This is a genomic window from Pseudactinotalea sp., assembly GCF_048594945.1.
Classification (GTDB): Bacteria; Actinomycetota; Actinomycetes; order Actinomycetales; family Beutenbergiaceae; genus Pseudactinotalea.
Map to the genome: position 1 here is coordinate 1 of NZ_JBMDXJ010000121.1, position 10,546 is coordinate 10,546.

18 protein-coding genes are annotated in these 10,546 nt (G+C 67.7%); 4 read left to right on the top strand and 14 right to left on the bottom strand.

The genetic code is table 11. The features are described from left to right. Positions 1–61 precede the first annotated feature (61 nt). Positions 62–241 carry a hypothetical protein gene (locus ACOJSN_RS05640; RefSeq protein ID WP_420111528.1) on the bottom strand — a complete coding sequence of 60 codons (180 nt, stop codon included), beginning with the start codon at positions 239–241 and terminating at the stop codon, positions 62–64. A gap of 218 nt (positions 242–459) precedes the next feature. On the opposite strand from ACOJSN_RS05640, the gene ACOJSN_RS05645 reads away from it, so the two are divergent. From ACOJSN_RS05645 to ACOJSN_RS05660, 4 genes are all read left to right on the top strand, one after another. Then, entirely contained in the window at positions 460–777 is a 318-nt protein-coding gene (locus ACOJSN_RS05645) for a hypothetical protein (RefSeq protein WP_420111529.1), read from the top strand. Positions 778–866: 89 nt separating this feature from the next. Next, complete coding sequence (locus ACOJSN_RS05650; RefSeq protein WP_420111530.1) at positions 867–1,109, top strand: hypothetical protein; 243 nt, start codon at positions 867–869, stop codon at positions 1,107–1,109. Continuing rightward, a complete protein-coding gene (locus ACOJSN_RS05655) occupies positions 1,106–1,351 on the top strand; it encodes a hypothetical protein (protein ID WP_420111531.1) in 246 nt (81 codons plus the stop codon). The genes ACOJSN_RS05650 and ACOJSN_RS05655 overlap by 4 nt, the downstream gene beginning before the upstream one ends. Positions 1,352–1,844: 493 nt before the next feature. Next, positions 1,845–2,315, top strand: coding sequence for a hypothetical protein (locus tag ACOJSN_RS05660; RefSeq protein ID WP_420111532.1), 471 nt, complete (start codon positions 1,845–1,847; stop codon positions 2,313–2,315). A gap of 105 nt (positions 2,316–2,420) precedes the next feature. Here ACOJSN_RS05660 and ACOJSN_RS05665 read toward each other — a convergent pair whose 3' ends face one another. From ACOJSN_RS05665 to ACOJSN_RS05725, 13 genes are all read right to left on the bottom strand, one after another. Further along, positions 2,421–3,128 carry a hypothetical protein gene (locus ACOJSN_RS05665; protein WP_420111533.1) on the bottom strand — a complete coding sequence of 236 codons (708 nt, stop codon included), beginning with the start codon at positions 3,126–3,128 and terminating at the stop codon, positions 2,421–2,423. Next, entirely contained in the window at positions 3,125–3,523 is a 399-nt protein-coding gene (locus ACOJSN_RS05670) for a hypothetical protein (RefSeq protein ID WP_420111534.1), read from the bottom strand. Before ACOJSN_RS05670 ends, ACOJSN_RS05665 begins: the two co-directional genes overlap by 4 nt. 420 nt (positions 3,524–3,943) lie before the next feature. Then, positions 3,944–4,159, bottom strand: coding sequence for a hypothetical protein (locus ACOJSN_RS05675; protein WP_420111535.1), 216 nt, complete (start codon positions 4,157–4,159; stop codon positions 3,944–3,946). 14 nt (positions 4,160–4,173) lie between these two features. Further along, entirely contained in the window at positions 4,174–4,962 is a 789-nt protein-coding gene (locus ACOJSN_RS05680) for a hypothetical protein (protein WP_420111536.1), read from the bottom strand. Between the two features lie 22 nt (positions 4,963–4,984). Beyond that, entirely contained in the window at positions 4,985–5,362 is a 378-nt protein-coding gene (locus tag ACOJSN_RS05685; protein WP_420111537.1) for a hypothetical protein, read from the bottom strand. A gap of 185 nt (positions 5,363–5,547) precedes the next feature. Continuing rightward, on the bottom strand, positions 5,548–5,817 hold the full coding sequence (locus ACOJSN_RS05690; protein WP_420111538.1) for a WhiB family transcriptional regulator: 270 nt from the start codon (positions 5,815–5,817) through the stop codon (positions 5,548–5,550). Next, the gene (locus ACOJSN_RS05695) at positions 5,814–6,002 is read right to left on the bottom strand and encodes a hypothetical protein (protein ID WP_420111539.1); all 189 of its coding nucleotides are present in this window, start codon (positions 6,000–6,002) and stop codon (positions 5,814–5,816) included. Before ACOJSN_RS05695 ends, ACOJSN_RS05690 begins: the two co-directional genes overlap by 4 nt. Further along, positions 5,999–7,381 (bottom strand): DUF3631 domain-containing protein, encoded by a 1,383-nt coding sequence (locus ACOJSN_RS05700; protein ID WP_420111540.1) that lies wholly within the window; start codon positions 7,379–7,381, stop codon positions 5,999–6,001. The genes ACOJSN_RS05695 and ACOJSN_RS05700 overlap by 4 nt, the downstream gene beginning before the upstream one ends. Next, positions 7,378–7,944, bottom strand: coding sequence for a hypothetical protein (locus ACOJSN_RS05705; RefSeq protein ID WP_420111541.1), 567 nt, complete (start codon positions 7,942–7,944; stop codon positions 7,378–7,380). Before ACOJSN_RS05705 ends, ACOJSN_RS05700 begins: the two co-directional genes overlap by 4 nt. Further along, positions 7,941–8,117, bottom strand: coding sequence for a hypothetical protein (locus ACOJSN_RS05710; RefSeq protein ID WP_420111542.1), 177 nt, complete (start codon positions 8,115–8,117; stop codon positions 7,941–7,943). The genes ACOJSN_RS05705 and ACOJSN_RS05710 overlap by 4 nt, the downstream gene beginning before the upstream one ends. Before the next feature lie 161 nt (positions 8,118–8,278). Beyond that, positions 8,279–8,488 (bottom strand): helix-turn-helix domain-containing protein, encoded by a 210-nt coding sequence (locus tag ACOJSN_RS05715; RefSeq protein WP_420111543.1) that lies wholly within the window; start codon positions 8,486–8,488, stop codon positions 8,279–8,281. 136 nt (positions 8,489–8,624) lie between these two features. After that, entirely contained in the window at positions 8,625–9,131 is a 507-nt protein-coding gene (locus ACOJSN_RS05720) for a hypothetical protein (RefSeq protein WP_420111544.1), read from the bottom strand. Further along, positions 9,121–10,263 carry a tyrosine-type recombinase/integrase gene (locus ACOJSN_RS05725; RefSeq protein ID WP_420111545.1) on the bottom strand — a complete coding sequence of 381 codons (1,143 nt, stop codon included), beginning with the start codon at positions 10,261–10,263 and terminating at the stop codon, positions 9,121–9,123. The genes ACOJSN_RS05720 and ACOJSN_RS05725 overlap by 11 nt, the downstream gene beginning before the upstream one ends. Positions 10,264–10,546 lie beyond the last annotated feature (283 nt).

Below are 10,546 nucleotides of genomic sequence, written 5' to 3' on the forward strand. Positions count from 1 at the left end.
GCTCCGCCAGCTCGTCCAGGGTCTCGGTGTCGCATCCGCAGAAGGTGTCCATGGCGCGAGGCTAGGCGTCGTCCGCGCCGTCCGGCCCGGTCCCCGGCCCCGATGTGGACGGCGACCCGATGTGGAGGAAAGGTCGCGGACCCTTCTCCGCGAACACGAACACGAGCACGAACACGAACACGAACACGAACACGAACACGAACTCGAACGAGAACACGAGCACGAGCACGGACCCCGGCACGACCGCGGCCCGGACGCGCGAGGGCCCCGCCGCTCCACGGAGCGACGGGGCCCTCGGACCGTCGGGTCTCAGACCACGATGTTGACGATCTCAGCTATGCACCTTTGACCAGCAGTTATGCCGGGTCGTGCGTCTCTCGTGCAGTAGGACTCATGAAAGAGCCCGCCCGGTGCGCGAACACCGGCGGGCGTGGGCAGTACCTAGCGAGAGGCACCACCATGGATCAGCATACCGACCACCCTTCCATCCGCTCCGAGCGCGTCGCGCTGGACGGCGGGCACGCCGACGTCGATGTTCCCGGAGAGCACGTCGAGTTGACCGTCACCATCGGCGGGCGGGCATCCACCGGCCTCGCGCTCTCCCCGCTCGAGGCCCGCAGAATCGGTGCGGCGCTGACCGCTGCTGCACATCGCGCCCACGTCGCGCAGGCCGCGCAGCTTCACCTCGAAGGCGTCGAGACCGTCACCGACCTGTTCCGCCACGCCCAGGCGAGCGGGATCCCCGCCGGAGCACTGCTCGAGGGGATGGATCGATGAACCGCCAGACGATCCCCGGCCGAAAGACGACGACATCCAAGTCGCTATGCCCTGCGTGGTGTGCAGACCAGGACCAGCGGGACCATTGGGTGCGTTCCGCGGGACTCTGGGAGACGGTCCACGCGCGCCGGTTCGGGCCGTTCGTCGTCTACCTCCCCCAGGAGCTCCGCGACAGCGGCGAGAACTGGGCGGGCCGCTGCGAGGTCCACACCGACGAGACCGACGTGGTGGTCTACTACGCAGCCGAAGCCGTCGAGCTCGCAGCCCAGTTGCGTGCAGCTGCACAGTTCGCGACTGCCCTGGATGAGCGCGTCGCGGAGACTGCCCGATGAGCCGGAAGGCGTACCCCATCGCGGGAGCTGTCATCGCGGCGGGACTGGCCGGGTACCTATTCGGGGCCGCGAACACCGAACTTACGGCACCGCTCGCACCCGTGAACGTGTCCGTCGTGCACGAGGAATCCGGGGAACTGCGCTCCGTCGAGCTGACCGACCGCAACGGCGACGACGTCGAGGTCGGATCCGTCGCCGAAGAGTTCCCCTGGCTCGAGCAGGACGACGACAGCGACTCCTGAGAGCCCTACGCCGCCCGCGATGGTGTGAGTCCAGCTCACCCCATCGTGGACGGTCTAGGGCGGCTCAGGTCGTCCCCGCGTGCCTTCACGGCCTCCCACGCGGCCCCGACGTACACCGGGGTGAACAGGTAGGCACGGCTAGAGAACAATCCACCAGAACTGCCCGGAGCCGGGGCGGCGTAGCGCGAACGTCGACGCGCACGAGGGGCGGCGAAGCGGTCTACCGATCCGGTAGGGCGCTACTCGTCGTGTCACCAGCGGTAGACGGAGCGGGGGCCGTGGGAGATTTCCGGGGTGGGGACCAAGCTTCTGGGGGCCGCAGGCCCGCCGACAGCAGTAGCCGGCGCAGCTAGGGTCAAGTCGCATCAGAGCGGGGAACATCCTCGTTCATACTGTAGGTCAGGAAAGTCGCCGCCTGTTCATGGTGCGGTCGGTGCGGAGAACTGGGTGGTTCTCGCCGGTCTCGGTGTTGCGACGAGCCTATGATCTGCTCATGCTCGACACTCTCTTGCGTATCGTGCCGGTCATCCCGGCCCTCGCAACTTCGCTCGTGACCGTCCTCAGACTGGTTCTCGATCGGTCGCCTGAGCGGCGATTACGGGAGAACATACTCGTTCTCGCCAAACTGCAGAGCGACCTGCCGGGCGACCAGAAGATTGTAGTAGGCCGCGAGATGCCAGAGCATCTCGACGACCTCAGCGCTGAGATGCACTATCGGCGCGTCCGGAGAGTGGATACGAGCACTATCGCGCTCATGGTGGTGCTCAACGCTCTAGCTGCGGGATGCGCGGTGGCCGCCTACTTCGTCCAGAACTGGGCAGGCTGGACGGCACTCGGTGTGCTCGCGTTGATACTCTTCGGGTTCTCACTGATCGGACTGGGTGAACTCTATGAGCTCCCCGACGGCGACGATCGGGTTCCGGCAAGGCTCCGGAAGGAGAAGCAGTCGGAGAAGAAGGGATGAAGCCGTGCAAACGCGACCGGGTCCCAGTCGGGCGTGGGATCGAACGTCGGCTCGGCGGGAGTCGACGGGGAGACAGGTGTCTCCCCCTGCTCCATCGCGCGGCAGTCACGCTGGATCGTCCTCTCGGCGACGGAGGTTCGGCTCGGGAGGAGTGCCCCAACCGTTCTTCTCGTGGATGTTCACGAGAGCTGACATGACGAACTGGGAGCGCTGCCTGATCTCATCCTCATCCACGTCGCCCGATTGGATGAGGCGAACATCGTTCGTGAAGCGCGCTGCCCACCAGCTGAGGGGATTGATCCGCTCGAGCAGCGCCTCAACGTAGTCCTGTTCCTTCATGTTGGCGCGGCGCGTGGGTGGTCCCTCTTCGAGGATCGCCCGGTTGATCGACGATCCAAGGTGGTGCTGTAGACCGACCAGCTCGTTGATCGGATGCGAGGCGGGGTACTCGTCCACGAGCACCATGAGGGCCACTCTCAGCCGGACGATGCGTGGGTGAAGTTCCTCTTGGAACGGATTGATCCCGATGAACGGCGCGAGCTGTTCGATGACCTCGCGTGTAGCCCGCTTCCTCTCGTCGTGCACAGCACTGTCATGCGCGATCCCTCGCTCTTCGGCAAGTTGCCGTGCTGCAAGGGCGCGCTCGTCTGCGAGCCGTTCATCATCGATCCTCCGTTGACGCTTCAAGATCGCCAGGGGGACCAAGATCGCAGCGACGAGTGCCGCAATCGACACTAGGATCCCGAGCGCTGGAAGATTGATGTTGGCCCACCATTCGAAGGTGTCGTGCCCGCCGCCGTCCGAGGGGTTCACGCGGCCACCATCTCGGGAACGGTCAGCGGGTGGAGCCCGCCCCGCCGGTACGTGGTCCCGAGCGCGATAAAGCGGCCCTGGCTGTAGACCTCGAGACCGGGGAGCATCCGCCCGGGCTGCTCGTCCATGAGCCCCCACACGTGCAGGCCTGTGCCGGAGACGGACAGTTCGACCCAGGCGTCGGGGTTGTCGGCGAGGACCCGCTGCGCGAGCTCGGACAGCGAGCCGTCGGGGGACACGCAGCCGTCGAGGTCGAGGCACGCGAACCTGTGACCGAGGGCGAAGCCGAGACCGTTGCCGACGGTCGACGTACTCGCCTCTGAGTACGTGGACCAGGTGCTCGGATCGGTGGACTTCGCGTTGCGCCCGTCCACCTGCGTAGGAACCTTCGTCATCTTCCCGGCGCGGGGCTTGAGCCTGTACCGCATCCACCGGTCAGCAGCCCGCAGCTGCTCGGGAATCGGAGTCTCTCGGAGGCGTGCACGGTACGCCTTCTGCCGACACGCAGGGTTGCAGTAGCGGGCGCGCCGGCCCCTGGTCTCAGAGGTCCGGAGTGGTGCTCCGCAGGTCTCGCAGGTCATGCTCACAGTCTACCGGAGCGTGACGAAATAAAGCCACGAACTGCAAACACTATGTGATGGCAGATCATGGCGAAGTGTCAGGTTTCCCGACCGAGCATCGTTGCTGGTCAGACGAAAAAACTCGGGAAAAAGCGCACGCAGGATCCGAGGTGCTATCCGGCGGTGGGAGGGGGGGGAGAGGAGGGGGTCACCCCCCACCCTCTCGACTCACCTCTCGTCACCGCGTCGTCGCGGTCAGTCTACCGCGCTGACCTGCTCGTCGGTCGTGCTGCTGCGGTCGCGTCGTGGAACCTTGCGGTCGCTGCGCTTGATGACGATCCTTCCGTCCTTGCCGTGTTCGACGGGGATCGCGACGCCGAGCTGGACGAGGCGCTCGCCCTGACTGTTGGCGGCGTCCATGATCTCGCCGATGGAGTGTCCGCCGCTGTTCTTGGTGAATCGGATGAGCATTGTTGTGTGTCCTCTCAGTAGCTGCGCTGGAATCCGGCGGCGGTGTATCGGTCTCGAGGCCTGCTCGGCGCTCCGCGCTCGGCGTGCTCGGCCTCGAACTGCTGGACTTCCTGCTCGGTGTAGAGCGAGGGCTCGTGCTCTTCGCGGCACATGACGATGAACCGCGTGAATTCGTGGTGGTCCTTCTCGCCGCGGACCTCGGTCGGGGTGGAGAACAGGTAGGCGTCGGGGCGGCGCGTTCCGGGCAGGATTCCGTACTGGTGGAACACGGTGGTGACGGACCACAGGGTGGTGAGCTCTCCCCATGCGAGGGCGGTGGCGTCGTCCCGGAGGGCGTACTCGGCACCGCGGGGGTCGCGCTTGGGGTCGAGGGCGTCGGGGTCGTAGACGCCGGAGTAGACCATGTCGGCCCGCTCTTCGATCACGGTACGGAGGGCGGGGATCCACTTCTCTCCGTGGTCTCGCAGGGCGTTGCGGAGGGTGGCTCCGACGGTGGTCTGCGCGGCGGCGAAGGTGTGGTTGACGCGGGTGGGGTCGATGTCCGCGCCGACCAGGCGGGCGAGGATCTGCGCGCCGGTGAGGTCGCCGTCGGCGATGCTCTTGGTGAAGTCGGGGCCGGTCTGGCCGACCATGCCGACGACCTCGAGGCGCTGCTGCTCGAGGGAGGGCAGGGCTTCCTCGGCGCGGGTGACGGCGTCGAGGATCTTCCGGGGGACGGTGACGCCGATGGGTTCGAGCTTGCGGACGATCCCGGCGAGGTGTCGGGCTGTGCTGGTGTCGATGGTCTTGGTGCTGTAGCGCATGGTGGTGGTTCCCTTCCTGGGGTCAGTTGCCGGCGAGGTCGCGGCGGACCATCGCGTCGATGTCCTCGAGGTCGCGGGCGTTGCTCTCGGCCTTCGCGATGCTCGAGGACGTGATGGCCCGCTGCTGCTCGGTCATGGTCCCGGCGAGCTCGGACGCGGTCTCGTCGGCGAGCTCTCGAGCTGCCTGGAATCGACCCTCGGCGTGCAGTGCCGCGATCTGCTGAGACGCCGCGGTGATGCGGGGCTTCATGCCGGCGAAGGATCCGCCGGTGCTTTGCTGGGAGGCGGCGTCGAGGGAGGCGAGGTCGCCGCCCGTGAGTGCCTGCCCGGAGTTCGCGGAGGCTCGGAGGAGCTGCGCGACGGGATGGTCCTGGGGGATGTGCTTGGTCATGTGGGTCATGCCTTCCTGGATCGGAGGTGGAGGTGGTGCTTCGCGCCGCGGAGTTCGGCGAGTCGCTGTCGTTCGAGCTTCTGTCGGCGGCGCTTCTGGACGCCGATGTCGTGTGCTTGCTTGCCCATGGGGCCTGCCTTTCGCTCGGGGACGGGGTGCGGAGACTGCCCGCACCCTCGGCGGTGCTCGTGCGGTCATGCGGCCCACTCCTTCCGCTCGGCGGAGGTCATGCCGCCCCAGATGCCTTCTCTCTCGTCGGCGGTGATCGCGTAGCGGGTGCACGCCTCGAGCACGGGGCAGTCGAAGCACGCTCGCGCTGCGCGGTCCTGCTGCTGCGCGGTGCCGAGCCAGTCGTTCCGGTCCGGGCCGGCGCAGGGTGTGGGGCCGGTGGCGAGGATCCGGGCGTGCAGCTCGTCCCATGCGGGGCGGGCGTGGTTGGGGACGGCGAAGGTTCCGCGGGTCACTGGTCGGCCCCCTCGGTCTCGAGGGCGTCGGCGCGGTCGTGGAGGTTGTCGGCGACCCGGCGAAGATCCTTCACGGCGATGAACACCGCGTGCGGTCCGGTGCGGATCTGGACGCCGACGGTCTCGGTTCGCTTGCCGGCGTCCCAGGTCCAGGGACGGACGCGGGGACGGGCGAGGCCGGTCATCGGGTGGACTCGCAGTCGCCGTCGCAGTAGGGCTCCATGCAGCCGGGGCAGGCCGACGCTTCGGACTGTTCAGACGGTTTCGACGGTTCAGCTGAGAGGCTGTCGTCAGACCGTCGGGAACTGTCCTCGAGCCCTACTGCGCGCCAAGCGCGGACGAACACCGTCCGGTGGTAGCCGCGGGTGTCGTCGGTGTCCTTGCCGGATCGGATGGTGAAGTTCTTGACGAGCATCCGTCCGAGGCGCTGCGCGGTGAGGTCACGCCCGAAGGTGCTGGACGCGGACCACCGTTCGGGGTGTCGGGCGATGAGATGGGAGAGGATCTCCTTGGTGCTGAGGAATGCGCTTCCCTGTTCTTCATAGAGGGTGTGAAGGTCCCGGATGAGGTGGACGTGGATGGGCATGGTGGAGAGACCCTCCTCGCGGTCTCGAGCGATCTGGTCGAGGTCGTTGCGGATCATCTGGTCGACGCGCTCGGGCCAGTCGCTGCCGGCGAACACGGACACGCGCTTGAGGGGGAGCCACCGCTCTTTGATCCGTCCGACGCACCCGCGGGGAACGTCGGGGCGGGTCTGTCGGAGCTCGGCGCGGATCGTGTCGGCCCACGCGCCGACGCGCTGCCCGAGGTCCCTCACGTCGACGTCGATCAGTTCCCAGTCGGACTCGTCGACGTCCCCCTCGTGGGCGGGGAACATCGTCACGATGACGGTGCGCTGCATGGTGTCCTCGGGGAGGTCCGGTGCGTTGCCGGCCATGGCGACGGGTGCGAAGGTCGGCATGGACTCGGCGCGCCAGCCGTCTTCCTTCGACGGCACGAGCACGGGCCGGGATCCGCCGACCTTGTACCCGCTGTTGAGCACGCCGAGCACGTCCTCGATCCCGGGGCGGTTCGGGCTGAGCGCCTTCTCGGCCTCGTCGATCAGCAGCACGGTCGGCGTGGCCGCGATGAGCCGGGGGATCATCGCGGACGAGGACACGGAGGACATCGGGGTCGCATGGGGGACGAGACGCTCGAGGTGCTCGAGAACGGTGGTCTTCCCGCTGCCCGGCATCGGGCTCGTGATGAGCAGTCGTGGGGTCGTGTAGGACTCGGCGGCGAGGTGCGTGTGCACTGCCCAGAGTGCGAGGGTGTCCAGATCGTCGTCGGATGCAGGGGCGAGGTAGCGGCCGAGGTGCTCGCGGACGGCGTCGAGGACGGTTCGCCTAGGTGTCTCTCCTGAACCGTCGAGACCGTCGGAACGGTCGAGACCGTCGGGTGCCCGGGGCGCTTCGACGGTTGCGGAAGGGGTCTCTGGGGAACCGTCGAAACCGTCGGAAGCGTCCAGACTGTCGAGCATGTCGCCCTGCCTCGGATCGATGTAGTGGTTGTCGAAGTGGCTCACAGCGGCACCACCTCGTCACGGAGACGCTGCGCGGTCGTGAGCAGTTGGTCGGCGATCCCGTCGAGGACTGGGGCGAGCTCTCCCGCTTCGTTGATCGCGTGGCCGGCGGCGTCGATCCGGTCCTCGTGCGGGGCGTGCGCGGCGGCGGCTTGCGCTGCCCGGTCCCCGATCTGCGCGAGGGACCGGAGCGCGGCGCGCAAGATGATTAGGAACCTGTACGCGGCTCCGAGTTCGCCGCCGATCACGTCGTCTCCGATGTCGTGCAGTAGGCGCTCGAACGCCACTCGGTGCTCGTCGCGGATCAGGCCGTGTTCGACGGCGGTCTGCGTGATCGCTGCGCGGGTGTGTCGCCGTCCGGTGCGGAGGTTCCGGTCGGTGGCGCGGACGATGGTCTCGAGCGCTGCGGAGGTGAAGTCCCCGGCGCGCAGCGCAGCGATGGTCTCCCGTGCCGTCGCGGGCGGGGTCGAGAGGATCCCGGCGACGACGCACCGCTCTTCCCAGTCGAGGCCGGCGGGGTCGAGCCGGCACGGCAGGTTCAGCTCGGCGATGGTGGGTGCGCTCATCGGGCACCCCCGTCCTCGTCGCCGTGCAGCTCGTGGCCGACGTTGTACGGGACCACGCGGTGCAGCTCGAGGGTCGCCGCGGACCCGCGCGCCTGCGCTCGGCGCACCGCCTTCTCAGCGGCGGGCAGAGACAGGTACGTGCGCCGCATGACCCGCTCGGCGGGCGTCTTCACCACGAGCAGGTACAGGGGCCGGCTGAGCGCGATGTCAGCGGCGGTCAGGTGCGGGATCCGGGCCGGGACGGTAGACTCGGGGACATCTGCTGTAGCGCTGTGATGGGTGCTACGGGAAGTCGCCTCGGATCCTCCGCCGGGGCGATTTTCTTTGCGGTGACTCACCGGCGACCACCACCGACCGTGGGGATCGGGGTCAGCATCGCCTCGAGCTCGCGCAGGTCGACGCGGATGGCGCGGGTGCCGACGCGATAGCCGGTCAGCTCGCCGCGGGCGATGAAGTTGCGGATCGTGCGTTCTGTGACGCTGAGGTAGTCGGCGGCGTCGGAGAGGGTGACGTACCTAGCGCGAGGGGTTGTCGCGAGGGACATATAGAAGCCTCCGGGCGTGTTTCAACGCCTCACGCTGGTGAGGTAGGAGAAACAGGGCCGGAGGCTCTGTCACCGGGTAAGTTGCCCGGCTCTTAGTGGGGAGAGTACCACATGATTCCTGCCGTTTCTGGCACCGTTACGCGGCAAGCCGGCGCAGCGCGCGCAGGCTGATCTCCGGAATGCCCTCCGAGTCGAGGCGGTCGAGGATCGGCCACAGTGTTTCGCCGCGAACGGGGACCGTCAGACCACAGGGGCAGGAGAAGCTGTTACGGGTGCGGGCAGCGTCGACATCGTGTGTCGGAGGAAGGTTCACGACGTCACCGTCAGCCGTTTCATATGACAGTCGCACGTTCCGCTCAGACTTGAGCGATGCTGAGCGCCTAGCGCCGGGAGTCATCACGCCGCCATCAGGATCTAGGAGCACCTCTCCGACTGGCCGGTATTCCCTCCCGGCGATCCAGGCATCGAGGTCGATTCCTGAACGCTTGCGCTTGCCGCGCCGGTGCTCAACTTCGAACCACCCGATCGTCCCGTCGGGCTCGGTCGCAGTGCGCCGCCGCATGGTTGCGATCTCAGTACGCCCACGCCGCTCGTGGAACGCATCGGAGTCCTCGCAGTAGATCCGCACGGTCTCAGTGGTCATCATCGGCTCCGTTCTTGCGGGTGTTCGCGGCGGTGATAGCGGCCCCGAGAGCGTCGGCGATCCGCCGGTCCCGGTCTCTCACGGCGTGCTGGTATCCCATCGCGGTGGCAGGGGAGGTGTGGCCGGCGCGGTCCATCAGCTCCCGTGTCGTCGCGCCCGTCGCCGCTGCGAGGGTGAGGCCGGAGTGCCGGAGGTCGTGCGGTCGCAGATCCTCGAGGCCGGCTGCTCTCGCGGCATGCCGGAACGTCGCCGCGAACGAACTGTAGGAGAGCGGCTTGTCCTTCGCGACGGGGGAGGGGAACAGGTGGCCCGCCGGGCCGGGGGCGGCGTAATCGGAGAGTTGCGTGCGGATCATGTCGTCCAGCGTCTCGGGGTAGTGCACGGCCCGGACGCTCCGAGCGGTCTTCACGGGGCCGACGGCCTTCACGGTCTTCCCGCCGTTGCTCGCCGTCTCCCGTACATGCAGCACGTGGTCTTTCGTGTCGACGCTGCGGCGGCGCAGGGCCAGTGCTTCGCCGGGTCGGAGGGCGCAGAACCCGCCCAGCAGGATCAGTAGCCGGCGGTCGGCGGGGACGTGCTCGGCGAAGGTCAGCAGCTCGTCAACGGTCAGGGCGCGGCCCTCGCGCTTCACGGAGTAGGTGGACGCGCCGCGGATCCTCGCGGGGGACTCCGGGATCACTCCCTCGTCGACAGCGGCGCGGAGGATCTGCGCGAGGACCCTGTACGCGTTGGCGCGGGCGGCAGGACGATCCTGGGGGAGCGCGGCGTACCAGCGGCGGACCATCGGTGCCGTGATCCGGCCTATCGGAGTGGCGCGGAACGTCGGCGCGACGGAGTGCTCGTACGTGTTGCGGTAGGTGTAGCGGGAGCGTTCGCGGATCTGGTGAGTCGTCAGCCAGGACTCGGCGAACTCGCCGAACAACAGCGTGTTGTCGCGGGGCTTCCATGTGCCGGTCTCGAGGGCGGCGCGCTGTACTGCGATCCAGGCGTCGGCGTCGGTCTTCGTCGTGAATGTCTCGGGGGCGTTTACGCGGTTGCCGTGGGGGTCGAGGTAGCTCGCCTGGTATCGACCGGAGGGGAGCTTGCGGAGCGCGCCGAAGCTGCGGCGCGTGCGTCGGGTCTTGCCGGCCATGCGTCCCCCGTCCTGGTCGTGCAACTAACGTGCTGCTAGTGCGTGCCTAAGCGTACCGCTTGTTTCTATTGCATGCACCTGTTAGTGTCACGACCAGGCACGAGAGATGTGCAGGTCATGGCAGGGAATGCCTGAATATCACACCACGATGTTGACGATCTTCGGGGCGCGGACGATCACCTTGCGGACCGTCTGCCCCTCGAGCAGCTCCTGCACGCGCGCCTCTGCCATCACGGCCGCCTCGAGGTCCTCGGCGGAGATCTCCGGGTCGACCTCGATCCGG

Coding starts and splice junctions, on each gene's coding strand:
- ACOJSN_RS05645 (WP_420111529.1), top strand. CDS start 460: ATGGATCAGCATACCGACCACCCTTCCATCCGCTCCGAGCGCGTCGCG.
- ACOJSN_RS05655 (WP_420111531.1), top strand. CDS start 1,106: ATGAGCCGGAAGGCGTACCCCATCGCGGGAGCTGTCATCGCGGCGGGA.
- ACOJSN_RS05660 (WP_420111532.1), top strand. CDS start 1,845: ATGCTCGACACTCTCTTGCGTATCGTGCCGGTCATCCCGGCCCTCGCA.
- ACOJSN_RS05670 (WP_420111534.1), bottom strand. CDS start 3,523: ATGACGAAGGTTCCTACGCAGGTGGACGGGCGCAACGCGAAGTCCACC.
- ACOJSN_RS05675 (WP_420111535.1), bottom strand. CDS start 4,159: ATGCTCATCCGATTCACCAAGAACAGCGGCGGACACTCCATCGGCGAG.
- ACOJSN_RS05680 (WP_420111536.1), bottom strand. CDS start 4,962: ATGCGCTACAGCACCAAGACCATCGACACCAGCACAGCCCGACACCTC.
- ACOJSN_RS05685 (WP_420111537.1), bottom strand. CDS start 5,362: ATGACCCACATGACCAAGCACATCCCCCAGGACCATCCCGTCGCGCAG.
- ACOJSN_RS05695 (WP_420111539.1), bottom strand. CDS start 6,002: ATGACCGGCCTCGCCCGTCCCCGCGTCCGTCCCTGGACCTGGGACGCC.
- ACOJSN_RS05705 (WP_420111541.1), bottom strand. CDS start 7,944: ATGAGCGCACCCACCATCGCCGAGCTGAACCTGCCGTGCCGGCTCGAC.
- ACOJSN_RS05715 (WP_420111543.1), bottom strand. CDS start 8,488: ATGTCCCTCGCGACAACCCCTCGCGCTAGGTACGTCACCCTCTCCGAC.
- ACOJSN_RS05720 (WP_420111544.1), bottom strand. CDS start 9,131: ATGACCACTGAGACCGTGCGGATCTACTGCGAGGACTCCGATGCGTTC.
- ACOJSN_RS05725 (WP_420111545.1), bottom strand. CDS start 10,263: ATGGCCGGCAAGACCCGACGCACGCGCCGCAGCTTCGGCGCGCTCCGC.